The organism is Variovorax paradoxus, from assembly GCF_030815855.1.
Classification (GTDB): Bacteria; Pseudomonadota; Gammaproteobacteria; order Burkholderiales; family Burkholderiaceae_C; genus Variovorax; species Variovorax paradoxus_M.
The window spans coordinates 3,073,146-3,092,881 of record NZ_JAUSXG010000001.1; the positions used below are offsets into that span (position 1 = coordinate 3,073,146).

At 67.5% G+C, this 19,736-nt stretch carries 22 protein-coding genes; 11 read left to right on the forward strand and 11 right to left on the reverse strand.

Annotated elements, in window-relative coordinates; translation table 11 throughout:
- Window positions 1–3: 3 nt before the first annotated feature.
- Window positions 4–1,611: a phospholipase D family protein gene (locus tag QFZ42_RS14525; protein WP_307704244.1), complete on the reverse strand. Its 1,608-nt coding sequence runs from the start codon at window positions 1,609–1,611 to the stop codon at window positions 4–6.
- Between the two features lie 233 nt (window positions 1,612–1,844).
- Here QFZ42_RS14525 and QFZ42_RS14530 point away from each other — a divergent pair, with 233 nt between their 5' ends.
- The 3 genes from QFZ42_RS14530 to QFZ42_RS14540 all read left to right on the forward strand — a co-directional run bounded on the left by QFZ42_RS14530 (window position 1,845) and on the right by QFZ42_RS14540 (window position 4,916).
- Window positions 1,845–3,269 carry a homospermidine synthase gene (locus QFZ42_RS14530; RefSeq protein ID WP_307701627.1) on the forward strand — a complete coding sequence of 475 codons (1,425 nt, stop codon included), beginning with the start codon at window positions 1,845–1,847 and terminating at the stop codon, window positions 3,267–3,269.
- Window positions 3,270–4,583: an NAD(P)/FAD-dependent oxidoreductase gene (locus QFZ42_RS14535; protein ID WP_307701628.1), complete on the forward strand. Its 1,314-nt coding sequence runs from the start codon at window positions 3,270–3,272 to the stop codon at window positions 4,581–4,583. It abuts the gene before it with no gap.
- Between the two features lie 147 nt (window positions 4,584–4,730).
- Window positions 4,731–4,916: a hypothetical protein gene (locus QFZ42_RS14540; protein ID WP_307701629.1), complete on the forward strand. Its 186-nt coding sequence runs from the start codon at window positions 4,731–4,733 to the stop codon at window positions 4,914–4,916.
- Between the two features lie 78 nt (window positions 4,917–4,994).
- Here the strand turns inward: QFZ42_RS14540 and QFZ42_RS14545 are convergent, their stop codons facing one another.
- The 6 genes from QFZ42_RS14545 to QFZ42_RS14570 form a co-directional block, all read right to left on the reverse strand.
- Window positions 4,995–5,177, reverse strand: coding sequence for an aminoglycoside phosphotransferase (locus QFZ42_RS14545; protein ID WP_307701630.1), 183 nt, complete (start codon window positions 5,175–5,177; stop codon window positions 4,995–4,997).
- A gap of 45 nt (window positions 5,178–5,222) precedes the next feature.
- On the reverse strand, window positions 5,223–5,813 hold the full coding sequence (locus QFZ42_RS14550; protein WP_307701631.1) for a hemerythrin domain-containing protein: 591 nt from the start codon (window positions 5,811–5,813) through the stop codon (window positions 5,223–5,225).
- 91 nt (window positions 5,814–5,904) lie between these two features.
- Entirely contained in the window at window positions 5,905–6,402 is a 498-nt protein-coding gene (locus QFZ42_RS14555; protein WP_307701632.1) for a hemerythrin domain-containing protein, read from the reverse strand.
- Between the two features lie 148 nt (window positions 6,403–6,550).
- Window positions 6,551–7,330 carry an alpha/beta hydrolase family protein gene (locus tag QFZ42_RS14560; RefSeq protein ID WP_307701633.1) on the reverse strand — a complete coding sequence of 260 codons (780 nt, stop codon included), beginning with the start codon at window positions 7,328–7,330 and terminating at the stop codon, window positions 6,551–6,553.
- On the reverse strand, window positions 7,311–8,483 hold the full coding sequence (locus tag QFZ42_RS14565; RefSeq protein ID WP_307701634.1) for a DUF3182 family protein: 1,173 nt from the start codon (window positions 8,481–8,483) through the stop codon (window positions 7,311–7,313). The genes QFZ42_RS14560 and QFZ42_RS14565 overlap by 20 nt, the downstream gene beginning before the upstream one ends.
- A 16-nt stretch (window positions 8,484–8,499) precedes the next feature.
- Entirely contained in the window at window positions 8,500–9,315 is an 816-nt protein-coding gene (locus tag QFZ42_RS14570) for an SDR family NAD(P)-dependent oxidoreductase (RefSeq protein ID WP_307701635.1), read from the reverse strand.
- 297 nt (window positions 9,316–9,612) lie between these two features.
- Between QFZ42_RS14570 and QFZ42_RS14575 the strand changes: the two genes are divergently transcribed.
- Together QFZ42_RS14575 and QFZ42_RS14580 are read left to right on the forward strand one after the other, a co-directional pair.
- The gene (locus QFZ42_RS14575) at window positions 9,613–9,816 is read left to right on the forward strand and encodes a hypothetical protein (protein WP_307701636.1); all 204 of its coding nucleotides are present in this window, start codon (window positions 9,613–9,615) and stop codon (window positions 9,814–9,816) included.
- Window positions 9,817–9,956: 140 nt separating this feature from the next.
- Window positions 9,957–10,553, forward strand: a complete 597-nt coding sequence (locus QFZ42_RS14580; protein ID WP_307701637.1) for an isochorismatase family cysteine hydrolase — start codon at window positions 9,957–9,959, stop codon at window positions 10,551–10,553.
- A gap of 30 nt (window positions 10,554–10,583) precedes the next feature.
- Here QFZ42_RS14580 and QFZ42_RS14585 read toward each other — a convergent pair whose 3' ends face one another.
- Together QFZ42_RS14585 and QFZ42_RS14590 are read right to left on the reverse strand one after the other, a co-directional pair.
- Window positions 10,584–11,072, reverse strand: a complete 489-nt coding sequence (locus QFZ42_RS14585) for a CBS domain-containing protein (RefSeq protein WP_307701638.1) — start codon at window positions 11,070–11,072, stop codon at window positions 10,584–10,586.
- Between the two features lie 38 nt (window positions 11,073–11,110).
- Complete coding sequence (locus QFZ42_RS14590; protein WP_307701639.1) at window positions 11,111–11,425, reverse strand: plasmid stabilization protein; 315 nt, start codon at window positions 11,423–11,425, stop codon at window positions 11,111–11,113.
- A gap of 204 nt (window positions 11,426–11,629) precedes the next feature.
- Here QFZ42_RS14590 and QFZ42_RS14595 point away from each other — a divergent pair, with 204 nt between their 5' ends.
- A complete protein-coding gene (locus QFZ42_RS14595; RefSeq protein ID WP_307701640.1) occupies window positions 11,630–13,411 on the forward strand; it encodes a thiamine pyrophosphate-requiring protein in 1,782 nt (593 codons plus the stop codon).
- 12 nt (window positions 13,412–13,423) lie between these two features.
- Here the strand turns inward: QFZ42_RS14595 and QFZ42_RS14600 are convergent, their stop codons facing one another.
- Complete coding sequence (locus QFZ42_RS14600; RefSeq protein WP_307701641.1) at window positions 13,424–13,855, reverse strand: hypothetical protein; 432 nt, start codon at window positions 13,853–13,855, stop codon at window positions 13,424–13,426.
- Window positions 13,856–14,107: 252 nt separating this feature from the next.
- Here QFZ42_RS14600 and QFZ42_RS14605 point away from each other — a divergent pair, with 252 nt between their 5' ends.
- Window positions 14,108–14,539 (forward strand): hypothetical protein, encoded by a 432-nt coding sequence (locus tag QFZ42_RS14605; RefSeq protein WP_307701642.1) that lies wholly within the window; start codon window positions 14,108–14,110, stop codon window positions 14,537–14,539.
- Window positions 14,540–14,599: 60 nt separating this feature from the next.
- Entirely contained in the window at window positions 14,600–14,854 is a 255-nt protein-coding gene (locus tag QFZ42_RS14610; protein ID WP_307701643.1) for a hypothetical protein, read from the forward strand.
- 20 nt (window positions 14,855–14,874) lie between these two features.
- On the opposite strand, the gene QFZ42_RS14615 is transcribed toward QFZ42_RS14610, so the two are convergent.
- Complete coding sequence (locus QFZ42_RS14615; protein ID WP_373423338.1) at window positions 14,875–15,747, reverse strand: c-type cytochrome; 873 nt, start codon at window positions 15,745–15,747, stop codon at window positions 14,875–14,877.
- Between the two features lie 78 nt (window positions 15,748–15,825).
- Between QFZ42_RS14615 and QFZ42_RS14620 the strand changes: the two genes are divergently transcribed.
- From QFZ42_RS14620 to QFZ42_RS14630, 3 genes are read left to right on the forward strand one after another with little or no spacing between them, the layout of a single operon-like run.
- A complete protein-coding gene (locus tag QFZ42_RS14620) occupies window positions 15,826–16,239 on the forward strand; it encodes a c-type cytochrome (RefSeq protein ID WP_307701645.1) in 414 nt (137 codons plus the stop codon).
- Window positions 16,236–17,189, forward strand: coding sequence for a cytochrome c oxidase subunit II (locus QFZ42_RS14625; RefSeq protein ID WP_307701646.1), 954 nt, complete (start codon window positions 16,236–16,238; stop codon window positions 17,187–17,189). Before QFZ42_RS14620 ends, QFZ42_RS14625 begins: the two co-directional genes overlap by 4 nt.
- The gene (locus tag QFZ42_RS14630; protein ID WP_307701647.1) at window positions 17,186–19,714 is read left to right on the forward strand and encodes a cbb3-type cytochrome c oxidase subunit I; all 2,529 of its coding nucleotides are present in this window, start codon (window positions 17,186–17,188) and stop codon (window positions 19,712–19,714) included. Before QFZ42_RS14625 ends, QFZ42_RS14630 begins: the two co-directional genes overlap by 4 nt.
- Window positions 19,715–19,736: the final 22 nt, after the last annotated feature.

Consider the following 19,736-nt stretch of genomic DNA (forward strand, 5'->3'; position numbering starts at 1 on the left):
GCGCTAGAGCAGGCTCTCGGGCACCAGCGGCGCGAACAGCTCCAGCTTCCAGCGCGACCAGAAATCCGTCTCCGGCTCCACATGCAGGATGGTGTCGGCAGCGTCGCCCGATGCGGGGCTCACCCATTCGATGCCGCCGCGGGGCCCCAGCTGCAGCTGATACGCACCGTCGAGCCGGATGAAACCGATCAGGCTGGTGAGCTGCTGCGCGATCTGCGGGCTGAAGATGAAGAGGCCGATCTCGGTGTTGTGCAGCATCGAGCGCGGGTCGAAATTCATCGAGCCGATGAAGACGATATTGCGGTCGATCACGGCCGACTTGCCGTGCAGCCGTCCGCTCGCCGAACCGTACATGCCGAAGCGCTTGGTTTCCTCCACGCGCTTGGGGCTCAATTCATAGAGCGCCACGCCGAGCCGCAGCATCTCGGGCCGGTAGCGCCGGTAGCCGATGTGCACCAGCGATTCGTCGGTGGCCGCGAGCGAATTGGTCACGATGGTGTAGCTCACGCCCTTCTGCCGCACGAGGCGGATCGACTCCATGCCGCCGCGCCCCGGGATCAGGTACGGCGTGGTCTGCAGAACCTCGTGCTCCGCGTCGCGTATGTAGCGCCGCACGTTGTAGAGCACGCTGTCGGTCGATTCGTCGGCCGGCAGCCCGCGGGCCTCGTCGGTCGGCCCCAATGCCTTGGCGGGCGCATCGGCATAGGCTTCGGCGCGCGCCCAGACGAGCGACAGCGCGCCTTCGTCCAGGTCCTTGGCCAATGCGTTGTTGCCCAGCAAGTCGGTGGAAACCAGTGGCCCGGGGTGCAGCGTGTCCGGTCCGCCGGTCAGTTGCTCGAAGCGTTCGCGCAGCTGCTGCGGCGTGGCCCCGGCGTTCGACACCAGCGACTCCAGGGGATACACATACGGGCTGTTCCAGTACATGTCGAACAGCGACGAGAGCCGCGGCACCACCGTGCCGGCCACCAGCGTGTCGATGTCGATGAAGTTGGAGCCGCCGTCGCGCAGGAAGTACTCGTTCGCGATATTGCGCCCGCCCATCACCGCCATGACGTTGTCCACCACGAAGAGCTTGTTGTGCATGCGGCGGTGCACGCGGTCGAAGTCGAGCAGCGACGCGGCCCAGCGCGTGCCCAGGTGGTCGCGCCCGGCGGGAAACGGATTGAACATCCGCACCTCGACGTTCGGGTGCGCCGCAAAGCCGGCAAACAGCGGGTCGGCGCCCGCGGTATAGAGGTCGTCGACCAGCAGCCGCACGCGCACGCCGCGCTCCGCCGCATCGCGCAATGCGCGCAGCAGGTACCGGCCGGTTTCGTCGTTCTGGACCAGGTAGTACTGAACGTCGATCGAACGCTGGGCGCGCTGCGCGAGCTCGATGCGCGCATGCAGCGAGAACTGCGGCATCGGCAGCAGACGAAAGCCGCTCAGCGCCTGCCCCGGCGGTGAAGCCGCCGTGACAAGGCGCCCCAGCGTCGTGTCCGCGCCGTTCGTGATGGCGACCGACGGCTTGCGCTCCACGCTCGCCGGCAGGCCTGCGCAGCCGCCCATGAACAACAAGGCAAGGCCGAGCAGCAGCCACAACAGCCGGGGAAGGCGCGGGCCGGTGGCCATGACGGGAATTCGGGAGTAAGAGTCTTCTGTCATCGGGTCGATGCGATGCGCAACGCGCGCAAGGTGGCGGCTTTCTACCATGAGCCCGAGCGGCGCGTTCATGGAGCTCTCCTACACCATCGGCAAAGGCAAGCTGACGCGCCCATTCGCCGTGCGGCTGCATTTTCCGGCAAGAAAACGGAGCAAACCAGACACTCGGGCGGCTCGGTTGCCGCCGCACAGCGAGGTTGCGTATGACGAAGAAGAACGAACTGCTGGCGCGTCTCGACGGCCGGCTCACGATGATCGGCTTCGGCTCCATCGGCCAGGCGCTGCTGCCCCTGCTGCTGCGCCATTTCGGCCTCAAGGCTTCGGACATCAAGATCGTCAAGGCCGGCGAAGACCGCAGCGGCCTGGCCAAAGAGCTGGGCGTCGAAGTCATTCCCACCCGGCTCGAGGAAGGCAACTTCGCCGCCGTGCTCGAGCCGTTGGTGAACAAAGGCGATTTCCTGGTCAACCTGTCGGTCGATGTGTCGAGCCTTGCGCTCATCAAGCTCTGCCGCGAACGCGGCGCCCTCTATCTCGATACCTGCAATGAGCCCTGGAGCGGCCGCTACGACGACCCCGGCCTTCCCCCTTCCCGCCGCTCGAACTACAGCCTGCGCGAGGAACTGCTGGCGTATCGGCTCGACAAGCGCAGCGGCCCCACGGCGGTGATCACGCAAGGCGCCAATCCGGGCCTGGTTTCGGCCCTGCTCAAACAGGCATTGCTGAACATCGCCGCCGATACGCATACCCAGCTCGAGTCGATGCCCTCGAGCTACGAGGAATGGGCGGCGCTCGCCAAGCAGCTCGACATCAAGGTGATTCATATCGCCGAACGCGACACCCAGGTGGCGAAGCAGCGCAAGCAACGGGGCGAGTTCGTCAACACCTGGTCGGTGCAGGGCTTCGTCGACGAGGGGCTGCAGCCCGCCGAGCTGGGATGGGGAACCCACGAGCGGCACTGGCCCGTCGATGCCGCGCGGCATGGCTTCGGCAGCGACGCGGCCATCTACCTCGGGCGCCCCGGCATCGGCACGCGCGTGCGCAGCTGGACGCCGCTCGAAGGCCCGTACCACGGCTTTCTGGTCACCCACGCCGAATCGATTTCGATCACCGACCACCTGACGCTGCGCAAGGACGGCGAGGTGGTGTACCGCCCCACGGTGCACTACGCCTACCACCCCTGCGACGACGCGGTGCTTTCGCTGCACGAGGTTGCGGGCAAGAACTGGCAGCTGCAGCACCGCCAGAAAATCATCCGCGACGAAATCGTCGAAGGCATGGACGAGCTCGGCGTGCTGTTGATGGGCAACTCCAAAGGGGTCTACTGGTATGGCTCGCGGCTCACGATCGAGCAGGCGCGCGAGTTGGCGCCCGCCAACAGCGCCACGAGCCTGCAGGTGGTGGCCGGCATCCTCGGCGGCATGTCGTGGGCGCTGCGCAATCCCGATGCCGGCCTGGTCGAGCCGGACGATCTCGATCACCGCGTCGTGCTGGAAGCCGCGACGCCCTACCTCGGAGAGGTGGTGGGCGTGTACGGCGACTGGACGCCGCTGAAAGACCGCAGCCCGCTCTTCAACGAAGAAAAGGATGAAGAGGACCCCTGGCAGTTCCTCAACTTCCGGGTGGCCTGATTGCTGCTGCGCAAAGAACTCGGCGTCGTCGAGAACTCCTACTACGAAGCGAGCGTGCAGCGCGCCGAACGGTTCGAAGCCGCGCGTCCGCTCGAAGGCATTGCCACCGCCGAGGTCTGCGTGGTGGGCGGCGGCCTCGCGGGGCTCTCCGCGGCGCTCGAGCTGGCTTCGCGCGGCTATGCCGTGGTGCTGCTCGAGGCGCAGCGCGTCGGCTGGGGCGCTTCGGGCCGCAACGGCGGCCAGGCGATCGTCGGCTTCGGCTCCGACGGCGAAGAAGCCATCGAGAAACAGTTTCCAGCCGAAGACGTGCGCCGTGCCTGGAACATCTCGGTCGAAGGCCTGAACCTGCTGCGCGACCGCATGGCTCGCCATGCCATCGACTGCGACTGGCAGCCCGGCTACCTCAACCTGGCGGTCAAACCGTCGAAGTCGCGCGCGCTTCGCCGCTGGATGGACCACGTGGGCCGGGTCCACGGCTATCCGCTGCAATGGCTGTCGCCCGGCGACGTGGCGCAGTGGGTGGACAGCAAGCGCTTCGACGCCGGCGCCTTCGATGCGTTCTCGGGCCATCTGCACCCGCTGAAATATTCGCTCGGCCTGGCGTCCGCGGCGCGGGCCGCCGGCGCGCAGCTGCACGAGAACTCGGCCGCGCAGATCATCGAACGCGGACCCCGGCCCGTCGTCAAGACCGCGCAGGGCGAGGTGCGGTGCAGCTTCGTGGTGCTGGCCGGCAACGTGTACCTGGCCGAGTACGGCGGGGACGTGGCGCCGGAGGTGTCGTCGCGCATCATGCCCGTGGGCACCTACATGATCGCGACCGAGCCGATGGACAAGGCGCGCGCGGATGCGCTCATGCGCGGCAGGCCCGCCGCGTCGGACACGAACTTCGTGCTCGACTACTTTCGCCTGAGCGCCGACCACCGGCTGCTGTTCGGCTCGGGCGACAGCTACAGCGCGCGGACCCCGCGCAACCTGATCGAGAAAATCCGCAAGAGCATGCTCGCGGTGTTTCCGCAGCTCTCCGACCTGGGCATCGACCACGCATGGGGCGGCTTCGTCGACATCACCATGAACAAGGCCCCCGATTTCGGGCGCATCGGTTCCAACATCTACTACCTGCAAGGCTTCTCCGGCCATGGCCTTGCGCTCACCGGCATGGCGGGCAAGCTCGCCGCCGAGGCCATTGCGGGACAGGCGGAGCGCTTCGACCTGTTCGCCCGCATCGGGCACCACGCCTTTCCTGGCGGCACCTTGCTGCGCACCCCCGCGCTCGTGCTGGGAATGATGTATTACCGCCTGCGCGACCTGCTGTAGGAAGACGTGGGATCACCCCGGCGCCCGACTACGGACGTTCCGGCTTGGGCATTGCCATGAGTCCTACACAGGCGCCGCGCGCCCTCCCTAGACTGGATTTTGTGCAAGGCAATGGTGCCATGCGCAATATCTCAAGGAGTTAGCCATATGCCAACAAACAACCAACATACCCAGAACTCGGGCTCTAGCAACCGGGGCGGCTCGCACGAGCAGCACGTTCGCGCAGGCCAGCAGAGCCACAAGAACAGTGGCAGCGAGTCGAGCGGAACGCGCGGCGGCTCGTCGGCGCAGCACGCCGAGGCCGGGCGCCAAAGCCACAAGAACAGCCGATGAAACGAGTAGCTGAATGAAAAAGCGCTGAAAGCGGGTCCGAGGACCCGCTTTTTTATCGCCGGCTTCCGCCTGTGCGGTTCAGCGCTCGCGCGGAACCTTGCCCTCGGCCGCCAGCCGAAGCACGCCCTCGGCAAATTTCATGAGTTCGTCCGACAGCGGTGCCCCGGGCGCCAGAACCCCCACCCGCTCGGCCAGTGCCTGAAAAGCCGCGCGCGGCGACTCGGGCGCGACAGGCAGCGGAATGTTCGCGTCTTCGGGCATGGCGCCGTCTCCTTGGGGCGTGAAGGTTTCGGAGGCCGCGCGCGGTCAGGCGCGCGCGTGCCAGCGCAGGTGGCCGGAACGCCGCGCGAGCAGAAGCCCTGCCGCCGCCAGCCCCACCATGGCGATGGCGGCCGTGTTGCCGGAAGCCGCCCGCCCCATGTCGAGCGCGATCTCGCCCGTGCGCGGACCGGCAAGCTGCAGCCTGCGCTTGGTCATTTGCGCACCCAGATCGCCGAGCTTGTCCTCCAGGTGCTTTTCGGCTGCGGGCAGCAAGATGGTTTCCTCGTCGGCCACGTGATGCATCACGTCGCGCATCAGCGCCGACAGCGTTTCGTCGTAGTCGCGGGCTTCCGGCTCCATGGCGCGAAGCAGCCCGATGAGCCGGCGCATCTCGGAGTGCTCGTCGATGGCCTTCGTGATGCGCTCATCGTCGATCTTGCGCATTTCGGGATAGAAAATTTCTTCTTCGAGCTGCGCATGGATTTCGAGCGCGGTGCAAATGGTGTTGACCAAGCCCTTTTTCACTCGGGCCGGTGCGCTTGCCTTGTACTGGTGAAAAGTGGAAAGCACGTGCGTGTGATCCAGGCGAATCATGTTGGTCGCCGTGGGAAACAGCCGGGAGACGAGATTTGTCATGGGACCTCCAAGGCGAAGGGGAAAGCAATGCGCCCGGCCGGCAGGCGGCCGGGCAGCGAGGGACTTGCAGCGAGGGAACCCGAGTCCGTGCTCAGGCGGCCACGCCGGTGAGTTCTTCCATCAGCTCTTCCTTGCGGGCCGCAAGCTGCTCGCGCATGGCCATCAGGTCGAGACCCCTGGCCGCGCGCGCCTTGACGAAGATCTCGTTGCGCTCTTCTTTCACATGGTGATCGATGTATTCACCCAGCACGATGACCTTGGCGTCGAACTTGTCGTCCACGTCGGCCGCGGCTTCGATCTGCGCAATCAGCTCCTTGGCGCTGGCATGCTCGACCTCGGCTTCGTCGAGAAGATCGGTTTCGCTGAGCGCTTCGCGCAGGGCCGGATAGAAAATTTCTTCCTCGATCTGCGCATGCACCGTCAGTTCCATGCAGATCTGGTTGGCCAGTTCGCGCTTTTTTTGCTGCGCGCCGGCAGCCCGCGAATGGGTCAGTTCCTCGTACTCCTTGAACATCTTCTTGACGTTGCGGTGGTCCGTATCGAGAAGGCTGCATGCATCGGGTGCTGCGCGCTTGGTAGAGGTGGGCATCGTGGGCTCCGGAATAAGGTTGGTGGAAGCTGAACCATGGAGGGACTCGATGCAGCGCGACGTAGGAAAGCTGCCTGTGTGCACGTAGCAGCGCCCACTACTCGCGGCGGCGCCGGCGGAAGCCGTAGGCTGGTTTTCATCCGGACACCTAGGCAGGGCTCTCGGACACGGCGCGGGTCATGGCACCGGTCGCCTTCGCGCCCAGCGTCATTTCCGTCATCCAGGACACGAGCAGCTGCCCGTAGGCCTGGCGGGACGACTGCTTCGACAGGGCATGGTCGGCGCCCGAAATGACGCGGTAGGTCGCCGAGCGCACGCGCTTGAACGCGCCCAGGTAGTTCTCGATGACCGGGTGCGGCACGATCTGGTCGTGCTCCGATTCGACGATCAGCACGTCGCCCTTGAAGGCTTCGCAGGCCGCAAGAGCGCGGTTGTCGCGCGGGCCGACCAGCGTGCGGCGGTAGGCCACGAGATCGGACCTGCTGAGCTGCCCCTTGGGCGACAGCCACTCGCGGTCGCGATAGAGCGCCGGCGCGCGCAGCGCGAGCCAGCGCACCGGCCGCATGGCGCTGACCAGCGCCGCGAGGTAGCCGCCGTAGCTGCTGCCGACGATGGCGATCGCATTCGGGTCGACCGTGGGGTGGCTGACCAGCGTGTCGTAAGCTGCGAGCACGTCGCGCAGGTTGTCCTCGCGCGTGACCTCCTTGCGCAGCGCGGCGTGGCGCGCATGGCCCCGCAGGTCGAAGGTCAGGCACACGCAGCCGAGCGCGGCAATGTCGTGCGCGCGCGCAATGTACTGCTCCTGGCTGCCGTCCCAGCCGTGGACCAGCAGGACGCCGGGCACCATCGTCGAGGCGGCGACCAGCGTTCCGGCAATGTGCTGGCCGTCTACGGCAATATCGATGACGTTATGTCGTGTCGCTGGCATACGGCTGGATCAATGCGTACTTGGTCAAAGGGCCGATCTGACGGTCGATGCCGCGATAGTGCACCTTGGCATCCGCCGGAATCGGCGCCGCCGCGCCATAGGCCTCGAAGCAGGAGACGCGCAGGCGCTCGAGCGCCGGCTCGCGCCAGAAGCATTCGAGCGCCACCATCTCGGCGCCGGTTGCGCCGCCGACGCGCCACGACTGCTCGAGCACGCCCGAGCACCATGCGCCTGCCGCGCCGACGCCCTGCGCCACGTCGTAGTTCACGCGCGATGCAAGAAAGCCGGGGAAGCAATCGATCACCGCCTGGTGATAGCGCCGCGCCTGTTCGATTGCCAGGCAGAGCGCGGGATTCGGGCTGGTCTTGGCCAGCAGCGCGTCGAAGTCGCCGCGCACAAGCGTGAGATCGGAGCCGCCATACACGCTCTGGCCGGTGTTGTCGGGCGTCATGCGCTGGCGGCCGAAATAGCTCACGGTCATGTGGTCGACGATCACCTGCCCGACGCTGTAGGTTTCAGGGCGTTCGAGGTTTTCCTCGATCACCACGCCGTGCAGCGCAATCTCGCTTTCGTCCAGCGCCGCGAGGCTGCGGTCCAGCGCGTCGGCATCCGTAACCCGGGTCTGGCCCCGGCCGCCGGTGGCGCCCACCGGCTTCACGCGCACCGCGCCGCTTTCCAGCAGCCGGCGCCCGGCCCATCGCGCGTCTTCGGCCGAGAAAGCCGAGAACCCTGCAAGCGCCGCATGCGAGATGTCGGAAGCGAAAGCGGGCGCCCATCCCTCGGGACACGCGGCGGCCCTGCCGACGAGCGGATGCGTGATGGCCTTGGTGGCCACGAAGGGGTAAGGAACCACGCCCCCGAACAGGTCATGCAGCGTCGAGATGCCGAGCGAGCGGGCCAGCTGCGTGCTGGGGATGGTGTCGCTCGGCACGAAGTACAGCGGCGTGTTTTCGCGTGCGCGCGAGGCGTCGTATTCGCCGGCAAAGCGGAACTGCTTCAGCGCCGCAAGCCGCTGCGCGAAATTGCCGCGCGTGGCGCGTTCGTGATCGCTGCCGTAAGCCTGCGGGTCCGCGCTCCAGACCACGACGCTGCCGCCGGTGCTCTTGAGGACCGTGTCCACGAGGGCGACTCCCGAGCCGAAAAAAGTGTCCATGGCATGCGCTCCGGTACTAGCGGTGCTCCGCCGTGCCGGGTTCGGCCATCCTGCGATGCTGTTTGGCGAGCAGCGCCGAAGGCGTGACGTTGGCAACGGCCACCTGGAGCTTGTTCTTCCAGCCCGCGACCACGTCGCCTTCGCCGTTCATCATGGCTTCGAAGCCGATCTTGGCGACCTTTGCGGGGTCCGCCTTCTTGTCGTCCTGCCCCACCTTGGTGTCGAGCATGTCGGCCCGATCGAAAAACTCGGTGTCCGTCGGCCCGGGCATCAGGCAGCTCACCGTCACGCCGCTGTCCTTCAGCTCTTCGCGCAGCGCAAAGGAAAACGAATCCAGGAAGGCCTTGGTGCCGTTGTAGACCGCCTGGAAGCTGCCGGGCATGAAGCCCGCAATCGAGCCGGTGATGAGAATGCGCCCCTGCCCGCGCGCGCGCATTGCGCCGCCTACCGCATGGATCAGGTACAGCGTGCCGGTGATGTTGGTGTCGAGCACGTGCCGCGCCTCGGAGAAGTTCTGGTCGAGAAAGGCATGGCCGAGGCCCCGCCCTGCATTGGCGAGCAGCGCCCCGACCGGGCGCTGGCCCGCGGCGGCCAGAAGGCGGTCGACCCCCTCGGTGGTGGAAAGGTCGGCCAGCACCGGTTGCACTTCGACACCGAGGCCGCGCAATTGGACTGCGGCATCTTCGATGCCGGGTTCGTCGGCCGCGATCAGGAGATCGAAGCCTTCCTTGGCGCAGCAGCGCGCCAGTTCCAGCCCAATGCCGGAGGAAGCGCCAGTCACGATGGCGAAGGGCCGGGTGAAAGCGGAAGTGTCCATCGGGGAAGTGTTCATCGGAAGAGCTCCTTGTGAACGATTGCGGGGCGCACGGCGACGATCCGTGCATGTCGACGCGTCCGGCTCCTACAAGGCACCTTTGTACACCGGCCTAGTTTTCTGCTTTGCAGCAGCCGTCGTCGTCCTCGCGCCGATAGTCGAACAGCTTTCGCCCCGGCGGGGCGGGATAACACGCGTCGTTGTGAAAGCGGCCTCCTACGCACCTTCCCGGGTTCGGCGTGCCGGCGCATCTGATCTCCCGGCCTTCCTTGGGCGCATACTTCGCTGCGCCACAACCAAGGACCAAGGACGAACATGCCCGCTCCTTCCACCCCGGAGTCCCGCGCGCTCGCCAAGCTGTCCTGGGAGGCGGCCTGGGAACGGCTGGGCAACGCGCTGCAGCCGCCGGCGGGCTATCCGGCGGCCACGCCCGAGCAACTGGCCGAATGCTTCCAGGTTGCACAGTCGCGGCTCGACGAGGTCCGCGCGGCGTACGGCGTGCCAGCCGCCGACGAGTGAATTACCGTCCGGGCCGGCCCTGACGCCCGGCCGATCTCTCGACCACGACTTTCGCGGGTGCGCGCAGCTTTCCTACGGGACCGGCCGCGGGCATTGGGAATGGTGGTGTCTCCGCTGTCCGGAGACTTGCGTCCGCCCTCATGGCTTCTTCCCCGCCCCCTGCCCTCGCCGCGGCGCCCGCCGCCGGCCACACCGCCCTGCTGATCATCGACATGATCAGCTGCTGGGATTTTCCGGATGCGGACAAGTTGTTGCCCGGCGCACACACCATCGCCGGGCGCATTGCGGCGCTGAAGGCGCGTTGCACGCGCGCGGGGGTACCCGCGATCTACGTCAACGACAACCGCGGGCGCTGGCGCTCCGACTTTCCGAAGCTGGTGGAGATGTCGCTCGCCTCGGGCGGTGCCGGCGCAGAAATCACCTCGGCATTGCTGCCGGCCGAGACGGACTATTTCGTGCTCAAGCCCAAGCAATCCGCCTTCTTCGCCACGCCGCTCGAACCGCTGCTCGCGTACCTGAAGGCCACACGCCTGATCGTGACCGGCGTCGCAAGCGACCAATGCATCTGGGCCACGCTGGCCGACGCGGGAATGCGCGACCTGGAAGCCGTGGCCCCCCGCGATTGCGTCGCCTCGCAGACGCGTGAGCGCAATGAGCGCTTTCTGCGCCAGGCGGAAGAAGCACTGCGGGTTCGCACCACACCCGGCCCCCGCATCCGCCTGCCCGCAAAGCACTGAGCCGGCGCGCATGCGCCCGAGCGACGGGATTCAGTGAGGCCCGGCTTGCGACGACCCACCTCCGCTGGGCCCGCTCGCGGCGGACTGGCTGGAGCGGTCCGGCTCGGCCGGCTGGGAAATGATGTTCAGCGTGTCACCGGCCTTGCCGATGTCGCCTTTCGCAGCCGTGTCGCCGAGCGACAGCATGCCCACCAGCCGCTTGTCGCGGTCCACCACCGGCATGCGGCGGACCTGGTAGCCGGCCATTTCGTCCATCACCGTTTCGACGTTGTCGCTGTCGGTGCACCACTTGACGTCCTTCGACATCACTTCGGACAACGAGGTGTCCAGCGAGCGCTTCTGCGCCACGACGCGCAGCACGATGTCGCGGTCGGTCACCATGCCGAGCAGGCGCTGGCCGTCGCACACCGGAATGGCGCCGATGTCCAGCTCGTCCATGGCCTGTGCGGCCAGCGCCACAGGGTCCGTGGGCGCCAGGGTTCGCACGCCGCGGGTCATCAGTTCGGAAACTCGAGTCATTGCGGATCTCCTTTGTCTGCCTGTTCGTTCGTCAGCCGTCACCCGCTGCGGTGTTCGGCATTGCGCTTGCGCGTGGCGGCGCCCTTCTTGGCGGATGCGGAACGTTCGGCGGCGGTGCGCGATGCCGCCGCGGCGCCGCCCTTGTGGCCGCCTCTGCGCGAAGGCGCGTGGTTCTCGGCCTTGCCGCGGCCGCTTCCGCTCTTCTTGCCGCCGCCGGTCTCGGCGTTGACCGTGGCCCACGCGCGTTTCTCGGCTTCGGCCTTGCCCACACCGCGGTGCTCGTAGCTTTCCTCGATGTGCTCGGCCTTTCGTTTCTGCTTGCCCGTATAGGACGATTTGTCACCTCTTGGCATGGCGTTCTCCTGAAGGGTGAAGAAGCTTTTCATCCTGCGCCTGCCCTCGACGCCTCGGGTCGGAGGACACAGGGCTTGCGCGTGGGAGCAGTCTGGCGATCGGCTCGAGGGCGCGCGCAGCACGCCCGCGTGTGGGATTGCGCCGACGTCCCCTGGAGCCGATTGCACGACATATGAAATCTCGGCACTCGCGAACATGGCGCGATGAAGCAAACAGTCAGCGATTTCGTGGTGCAGCGCCTGCACGACTGGGGCGTGCGCCGTGTGTACGGCTATCCCGGCGACGGCATCAACGGCCTCATGGGCGCGCTCGACAGGGCGGACGGTGCCATCGAATTCATTCAGAGCCGGCATGAGGAACTTGCCGCCTTCATGGCCTGCGCGCACGCCAAGTTTTCGGGCGAAGTGGGTGTGTGCCTGGCCACGTCGGGGCCGGGCGCCATTCACCTGCTGAACGGCCTCTACGACGCGAAGCTCGACCACCAGCCCGTGGTCGCCATCGTCGGCCAGCAGAAGCGCAGTGCGCTGGGCGGCGACTACCAGCAGGAGGTCGACCTGGTCTCGCTGTTCAAGGATGTGGCTCACGAGTTCGTGCACATGGCCACCAGCGCGGAACAGGTTCGCCACCTGATCGACCGCGCCATGCGCATTGCACGCGACCGCCGCGCCGTGACCTGCGTGATCTTTCCCAACGACGTGCAGGAACTGCCCGCGGTGCCGGTGCCTCCGCGCGAGCACGGCACGGTGCACAGCGGCATCGGCTCCACGGCCACCGCGGCGGTGCCGGCCGCGCCCGCGCTCGAGCGCGCAGCGCAAATCATCAATGCGGGCAGCAAGGTCGCCCTCCTGGCAGGCGCGGGCGCATTGCACGCCACCGACGAGTTGATTCATGTGGCCGAGCGTCTCGGAGCGGGCGTTGCCAAGGCCCTGCTCGGCAAGGCGGCCGTGCCGGACGATCTTCCCTTCGTGACCGGCGCCATCGGCGTGCTCGGCACGCGGCCGAGCTCCCGCATGATGGAAGACTGCGACACCCTGCTGATGGTGGGCTCCTCGTTTCCCTATGCCGAGTTCCTGCCGTCCGAGGGACAGGCGCGCTGCATACAGATCGACACCGACCCTCGCGCCATCGGCCTGCGATACCCCGCGGAGCTGGGCCTGGTCGGCGACAGCCGCGCCACGCTCGCGGCCCTGCTGCCGCTGCTCGAGCACAAGGATCACGGCCCGTGGCGCCGCGGCATCGAGGCCGAAGTGGCGAAATGGTGGCGCGTGCTCGAGGCGCGCGCCCACGTCGAGGCATCGCCACTCAATCCGCAGCGCGTGTTCTGGGAGCTTTCTCCGCGGCTGCCCGAGCAGTCGATCCTGACCTGCGACAGCGGCACGGCCGCCAACTGGTACGCGCGCGACGTCAAGCTGCGCCGCGGCATGAAGGCCAGCCTGTCCGGCGGCCTCGCCACCATGGGACCCGCCGTTCCCTACGCCATTGCCGCCAAGCTGGTTCATCCCGACCGGCCGGTCATCGCCATGCTGGGCGACGGGGCCATGCAGATGAACGGCCTGAACGCACTCATCACCCTCGCGCGCATGTGGCGCGACTGGCCCGACCCGCGCCTGGTGGTGATGGTGCTCAACAACCGCGACCTCAACCTCGTGACCTGGGAACAGCGCGTGCTCGGCGGCGATCCGAAGTTCGAGGCCTCGCAGGTGCTGCCCGATTTCCCTTATGCGCGCTTCGCGGAAATGCTCGGCCTCGGGGCCTTGCGTGTCGACACGCCCGAAGCCATCGGCCCCGCATGGGACGCCGCCTTTGCCGCCGACCGGCCGGTGCTGCTGGAGATGGTCACCGACGCCGCCGTGCCGCCGCTGCCGCCCGATGTGTCGCTCGCGCAGGCCAAGGCGTACCTTTCCGCCCTCTGGCATGGCGACCCGGAAGGGATGCGCATCATCAAGGCCGCCGCTCGGGAATATTGGGCCAGCGCCACGGCCTGAGCCCCTGCGCCGCTACCCGCCGGTCCTGAGGCCCGCCCTTGCCTTCGATTCTTCTTCGCTGGCCCGCGGGAGGCACGCGGCCTTGTCGCCGCCTTGCCGCTGGTTGCACTTCTCCCTGGCCACTTCGTAGTTCACCGCCACTCGGGTTTCGGCAAGCCGGCGGGCATTCGCATCGCTGGGACTGCGCTGGTGGTCGAGCTCGGCCGCTGCAATCTTCTCGCGGCCCTGGGCTTCCTTGATGCAGACCGGTCGTGCGGGTTCGGCCTGCGTCTCGCATTGGCTCAGCGCCGCCTTGAGGTTTGCGCCGATGCGTTCGCGGGCGGCGCCGTATTCGACCATCGCCGGATCGATCTCGGCCGGGTGCGGCCGAACGTCTTGCGCACTTGCCGCGGCCATGGCGAACCAAAGCAGTGCAGCAGCGAACAACGCGTAAAGCTTTTGCATGGCAATCTCCTGTACGTCCGCATTCGGGCAGTGTGCGCGCCGCCTCTGCTGCACCGGTAGGACGTGCGCCCAAGCCGGCCCCGGGCCGCCGCCGACGCGCAGCGCCCGAGCAGCGCCGCCGACGGGAGCGTCAGCATGTGCTTACGGACGCTTCGCGACGCGTCCTACCGGTGGGACGCGAGCGACTTCTATATTGACTTCAGACGCCGAATCCTTCCTTGCAGAACAACCACCGGCGTCAAGGAGATCATCATGAAGAAGCTGTTAATGATTTGCGCCGCGGCATCGTGCCTTGGAATGGTCCAGGTGCATGCGCAAGTGAACACCGGACCCTCGGCGGCGGTCGATCCGGCCATGGCCGAATTCAAGGCCGCCCGCGACAAGATCTCGGCCGACTACAAGGCCGACAAGGCCGCCTGCGACGCCATGAAGGACAACGCCAAGGACGTCTGCATGGAACAAGCCAAGGGCAAGGAAAAAATCGCCAAGGCCGAGCTCGACCAGAAGCAGAAACCCAGCGACGGCAATGCCCGCAAGGTGGCCGAGGCCAAGGTGGAAGTCGCCTACGACGTTGCCAAGGAAAAGTGCGACGACCAGAAGGGCGACGCCAAGGACGCTTGCGTGAAGCAGGCCAAGGCCGACCACGAAAAAGGCAAGGCCGAAATCAAGGCCATGAAGAAGTGACCGCCAAGTGACGCGAGTCATTCCAGCAACCGCAGGCGGGGCGGCGACGCGGTGAAGCCCGTGCAGACACTCGCCATTTCCGAGGCCCTGCGCACCCAGTTGTCGGCGGAAAACCTCCTGGCCATCAATTCGCATGGCCAGGAGGTTCTTCATGGCCTGGACTTCGGCGAGTCTCAGCTCCTGGTCGATTGCAGGGAGCAGCCGCCCGCCGATGCCTCCATGCAGGAGCAATGCGCCGAGCTCGTCATCAAGCACGAGCGAGCCCGGCTGCGGATCGCCACGGTCGACGACGAGCGCACCGCGGCGAAATACTAGACCTGGACGCGTCGCGGCCATCAACGCAGCGTTGCAAGATACGCCGCGATGTCGCGCGCATCCCGCTCTGTCACGCCGAGCTCCGGCATCGCCGTCAGCGGATCGACTTCCTTCGTGTGCCGCAGCCAGTGCACCATGTTGTCCGGCGTGTTGGCGAGCTTTCCGGCAATCAGGGAACGTCCCGCAATGCCCGCCAGCGGAGGGCCGACGTGGGGCGATGAGCTCGTCACCCCCGGAATGGTGTGGCAGGCGTTGCACGCGTACTGGTGAAGCGCCCGCTTGCCGCGATCGGCATCGCCCACGCGAACCGGCAGAGGGCTGGGCGCGGCCCCGCATGCCGAACCCGTGGCTGCACCCTGCGCACTCGCCACCTCCATGCGCGCCGCCTCGGCGTACTGCTGCGGCGTCATGTCGGGCAGCCGGTCGAGGAAGGCCACCACCGACCACAGCTCTTCCTCGGACAGTCTGTATTCCCAGGCCGGCATGCCGCTCATCTTGATGCCGTGCTTCGTCACCCAGTACAGCTCGCGCGGCTTCCAGTGGCGCCGCGCATCCACCAGCGGTCCCGGCAGCGGCTGCATGCTCTTTCCGATGTCGCCCTGCGCGACGCCCGGTGCGCCGTGGCACTGCACGCACTTGTCGCGAAAGCAGGCCGCGCCGCGCATAACCAGCCGTTCGTCGCCGAGCGGCGGCGGCTCGATGTTGCGGGCGCGCATCCTCACGGATTGGTGCATCGCGGTTTCCAGCAGCGAGTAGACCGGCTGCGTGTGCTGCACGGTGGCGGCGACGTTGTAGAGACCGCCGAACACCACCAGCGCGCCCACCGCAGCGCCCGCGAGGCCCAGCGCGGCGATGGTGAGAAGAACGATCTTGGGTGCACCCATCGGCAGCATTCAATTGGCGGCATTGTCCGACGCACAGCGGCGCCGCCGTGTCGGCGCAAGCCGCGTTCCTGTCCGCAGAATCGCGGCATGGTGGCCGCCATCCCCGCCCTCCCTTCCCTCTCGTACCGCGCGGTGTGTCCGTTCGCGCTGCTGGTGCTGGCATTGCTCTCGGGCGGCTGCACATCGCGGGAGAGCGGGCCCGCGTTCGACCATGCGTCGTCCGTCCAACTGGAGCGAGGAAGGCTGCTGCTCGCGCAGTACCAATGCGGCAGCTGCCACACCATTCCCGATGTGCAGGCGGCACGCGGGCGCACCGGTCCCGCGCTTGCGGCATTCGGCCGGCGCAGCTACATCGCGGGGCATGTGCCGAACGGGCCCGATCACCTCGTGCGATGGATCGTGGCACCCGCCGCGCTAGTTCCCGGCACCCTGATGCCCGCAATGGGCGTTTCCCCGGAGGACGCGCGCGACATGGCGGCCTATCTGCTCGCCCTCGAATGAGCCAAGGTTCATCGCAGTCCGCGCTGCGCGCCGCAGGCCCGGTGGCCGAGACGCTGCTGCAGGCGAGCGGTGTGCTCGTGGTGGGCGGCACGCTCATCTTTGCAGGCGTCATGGTGCTGCTGGTGCTCGCTGTCCGCCGCCGGAACGGCACGGTGAACACGCGCCGGTGGCTCATTGGCGGAGGTCTCGTCTTTCCGACGGTGGTGCTTGCGGCGCTGTTCGCCTACAGCGAATGGCACCGGCCGCCGTGGCGGCCCGTGCCGCCGCCCGACGCGTTGATCGTCGGCGTCACGGGCCACATGTGGTGGTGGGAGGTGCGCTACCGCGCCCCCGCCACCGGCGCCGAAGTGGTCACCGCGAACGAGATCCGCATCCCGATCGGACGGCCCGTCTACTTCGGGCTCGGCAGCGCCGACGTGATCCACAGCTTCTGGGTGCCGTCGCTCGGCGGCAAGATGGACATGCTGCCGGGCCGCGTGCAGCACCTGCAGCTGCAGGCCGACCGGCCCGGCACCTGGCGCGGACAGTGCGCCGAATATTGCGGCGAGCAGCACGCGCGCATGGCGCTGCATGTGGTGGCCGAAGAGCCCGCGGCATTCGACGCCTGGCTGGCGGCGCAGGCAAGGCCCGCTGCCGTATCGCCAACGTCATCACCGGCTTCATCGCCGGACATCGAGCGCGGCCGCGAGGCTTTCCTTGCGCACCGCTGCAATGCATGCCACACGGTGCGCGGCGTGAGCGAAGAAAGCCGCCTCGGGCCCGACCTGACCCATGTGGGCAGTCGGCTGCACCTGGGTGCCGGCACCGTGGCCAACGAACCCGCCCAGCTCGCCGCATGGGTCGCCCACACGCAGCAGCTGAAGCCGGGCGCGCGCATGCCGTCGTCCGGCGAGCGCATCGGCGAGGCCGACCTGCAACGGATCGCGGCTTGGCTCGCGCAACTGAAATGACCCACGCTGCCGACGACATCTCGACCCTGCCGCCGCGTCCCGAAGGAGAGCGCGAGGCGCTCGAGCGGGCTTGGCAGCCCCCCACCGGCTGGCGGCAGTTCTCGGCCGTGAACAACACGCGCATCGGCGTGTTCTACATCGCGACGGCGATGCTCTTCTTCGTGCTGGCCGGCATCCTGGCGTTGCTGATGCGCACGCAGCTGGCCGTGCCCGACAACGACCTGATCGACGCCCGCACCTACAACCAGCTCTTCACGATGCACGGCACCGTGATGATGTTCTTGTTCGCGGTTCCCATCGTCGAGGCGGTGGCCATCTACCTGCTGCCGGGCATGCTCGGCGCGCGCGACCTGCCGTTTCCGCTGCTCTCGGCCTACGCTTTCTGGGCTTATGCGATCGGCGGCCTCGCCTTCTTCTGCACCATTTTCTTTGGCGAATCGCCGGACGGCGGCTGGTTCATGTATCCGCCGCTCACCGGCAAGGAATTCTCACCCGGGCGCGGCGCCGACTGGTGGCTGCTGGGCATCGGCTTCATCGAGATCTCGGCCATTGCGGGCGCCATCGAACTGATCGTGGGCATTCTCTTCACGCGCGCGCCCGGCATGACGCTGATGCGCATGCCCATCTTCGCGTGGGCCATGCTGGTGAGCGCGCTGATGATCGTCATCGCGTTTCCGGCCGTGATCGCCGCCACCATGCTGCTGGAACTGGAGCGCGCATTCGACTGGCCCTTCTTCCTGCCGGCGCGCGGCGGCGATCCCCTGCTCTGGCAGCACCTGTTCTGGTTCTTCGGCCACCCGGAGGTCTACATCATCTTCTTGCCGGCCGCGGGCATGGTCTCGATGATGGTCGCCACGCTCTCGGGCACGCCGCTGGTGGGCCACCGCGCGGTGGTGCTGGCGCTCATCGGCGTGGGCGTGGTGAGCTTCGCGCTGTGGGCGCACCACATGTTCACCGCGGGCCTGGGCAATCTCTCGCTGCTGGTGGTGTCCGCCGCGAGCTTCATCGTGGCCATTCCGAGTGGCGTGCAGGTGTTCGCGTGGATCGCCACTTTCTGGCGCGGCCGCGTGGCGCTGAACGCACCCACGCTTTTCTTGCTCGGCTTTCATTTCATCTTCGTGCTCGGCGGCCTCACCGGCGTGATGGTGGCGGTGCTGCCGTTCGACTGGCAGGCGCACGACAGCTACTTCATCGTCGCGCACCTTCATTACGTGCTCATCGGCGGCATGGTGTTTCCGGTGTTCGCGGGGTTCTACTACTGGGCGCCGCTCTTCAACGGCCACCGGCTTTCGGAGCGCTGGGGCCGCTGGGTGTTCGGGCTCATGTTCGGCGGCTTCAACCTCGCGTTCTTTCCGATGCACATCGCGGGCATGCTCGGTATGCCGCGCCGCGTGTACACCTATGGCGGCGATTTGGGCTGGAACGCACTCAACCTGCTGTCGACCATCGGTGCGTACACGCTGGCGGCCGGCGTGCTGCTCTTCATTGCCGATGCGTTCCGCACCCTGCGGCGGCCCTCGCAAGACCATGGCGACCCGTGGCGCGCGGGCACCCTCGAATGGCTGCCGGCGCGCGAGTACGGCGCCCGCAGCATTCCGCCGGTGGATTCGCGCTATCCGCTGTGGAAGCGGCCCACGCTGCCGCAAGAGGTCGAGGCCGGCTACCACTGGCTGCCGGGCACGGTGTTCGGCGGCCGCGAAACCCTGGTGACCAGCCTGCGCGACGCGCGGCCGATGCACCTGCTGCGCCTGCCAAGCGACAGCTGGTGGCCGCTGGGCGCGGCCGCGGGCACGGCGGGCTTCTTTCTGCTTCTGACGGTTTCGCAGACCCTGCCCGCATTTGCCTGCGGCGTGCTCGCGGTGGTGTGCATCCTGCGGTGGCTTTGGGATTCCGACCTTCCGCCGCCGTTCGAAACGGTCGACGTCGGCCGGGGCGCGCGACTGCCCGTCGGCGCACACGGCCGCGCCTCGCACTCGTGGTGGGCCATGATCGTGCTGATTGCGGTCGACATGACGATCTTCGTGTCGCTGCTCTACACCCATGCGCACCTGGCGATGGCCAGCGATGTGTGCCCACCGCCCGGCGCTGCGCTGCCCGCCATGCACTGGCCGCTGGCCGCCGCGCTGCTGCTCGCGGCCGGCTCGGTTGCCATGCTCGCCGCCACGCGCACGCTGCGCACCGCGCATGCGCGCGGCCAGCGCTTGCTGCGCATGCTCGTGGCGCTGGCCATGGCCTGCGCAACCGCCGCGGCCAGCCTCGACATCGGCGGCCACCTGATGGCAGGGCTCGATCCGCGCGCGCAGGGCTGGAGCGCATCGGTCGGCATGCTGCTGGGCTACCAGGCCTTTCACATCGCCGTGCTGATGCTGATGGGCGGCTACGTGCTGGTGCGCTCCTGGACCGGCCGGCTGCAGCCAGCGGCCCGCGCGACGATCGACAACACCGGGCTGATGTGGCACTGCGTGACCGTGCAGGGAATCGTCGGCGCACTCATGGTGCAGTTGGTGCCGAGGGTGTTGGGCTGAAGAGGGCCCAACGCGCTTTCGG

Bases quoted from the DNA above. Each gene is read 5' to 3' on its own strand.
- QFZ42_RS14620 (WP_307701645.1), top strand. From the start codon at position 15,826: ATGGTGGCCGCCATCCCCGCCCTCCCTTCCCTCTCGTACCGCGCGGTG.
- QFZ42_RS14580 (WP_307701637.1), top strand. From the start codon at position 9,957: ATGGCTTCTTCCCCGCCCCCTGCCCTCGCCGCGGCGCCCGCCGCCGGC.
- QFZ42_RS14565 (WP_307701634.1), bottom strand. From the start codon at position 8,483: ATGGACACTTTTTTCGGCTCGGGAGTCGCCCTCGTGGACACGGTCCTC.
- QFZ42_RS14595 (WP_307701640.1), top strand. From the start codon at position 11,630: ATGAAGCAAACAGTCAGCGATTTCGTGGTGCAGCGCCTGCACGACTGG.
- QFZ42_RS14550 (WP_307701631.1), bottom strand. From the start codon at position 5,813: ATGACAAATCTCGTCTCCCGGCTGTTTCCCACGGCGACCAACATGATT.
- QFZ42_RS14600 (WP_307701641.1), bottom strand. From the start codon at position 13,855: ATGCAAAAGCTTTACGCGTTGTTCGCTGCTGCACTGCTTTGGTTCGCC.
- QFZ42_RS14630 (WP_307701647.1), top strand. From the start codon at position 17,186: ATGACCCACGCTGCCGACGACATCTCGACCCTGCCGCCGCGTCCCGAA.
- QFZ42_RS14590 (WP_307701639.1), bottom strand. From the start codon at position 11,425: ATGCCAAGAGGTGACAAATCGTCCTATACGGGCAAGCAGAAACGAAAG.
- QFZ42_RS14605 (WP_307701642.1), top strand. From the start codon at position 14,108: ATGAAGAAGCTGTTAATGATTTGCGCCGCGGCATCGTGCCTTGGAATG.
- QFZ42_RS14540 (WP_307701629.1), top strand. From the start codon at position 4,731: ATGCCAACAAACAACCAACATACCCAGAACTCGGGCTCTAGCAACCGG.
- QFZ42_RS14525 (WP_307704244.1), bottom strand. From the start codon at position 1,611: ATGGCCACCGGCCCGCGCCTTCCCCGGCTGTTGTGGCTGCTGCTCGGC.
- QFZ42_RS14585 (WP_307701638.1), bottom strand. From the start codon at position 11,072: ATGACTCGAGTTTCCGAACTGATGACCCGCGGCGTGCGAACCCTGGCG.
- QFZ42_RS14555 (WP_307701632.1), bottom strand. From the start codon at position 6,402: ATGCCCACCTCTACCAAGCGCGCAGCACCCGATGCATGCAGCCTTCTC.
- QFZ42_RS14570 (WP_307701635.1), bottom strand. From the start codon at position 9,315: ATGAACACTTCCCCGATGGACACTTCCGCTTTCACCCGGCCCTTCGCC.
- QFZ42_RS14545 (WP_307701630.1), bottom strand. From the start codon at position 5,177: ATGCCCGAAGACGCGAACATTCCGCTGCCTGTCGCGCCCGAGTCGCCG.
- QFZ42_RS14625 (WP_307701646.1), top strand. From the start codon at position 16,236: ATGAGCCAAGGTTCATCGCAGTCCGCGCTGCGCGCCGCAGGCCCGGTG.
- QFZ42_RS14575 (WP_307701636.1), top strand. From the start codon at position 9,613: ATGCCCGCTCCTTCCACCCCGGAGTCCCGCGCGCTCGCCAAGCTGTCC.
- QFZ42_RS14615 (WP_373423338.1), bottom strand. From the start codon at position 15,747: ATGCTGCCGATGGGTGCACCCAAGATCGTTCTTCTCACCATCGCCGCG.
- QFZ42_RS14530 (WP_307701627.1), top strand. From the start codon at position 1,845: ATGACGAAGAAGAACGAACTGCTGGCGCGTCTCGACGGCCGGCTCACG.
- QFZ42_RS14560 (WP_307701633.1), bottom strand. From the start codon at position 7,330: ATGCCAGCGACACGACATAACGTCATCGATATTGCCGTAGACGGCCAG.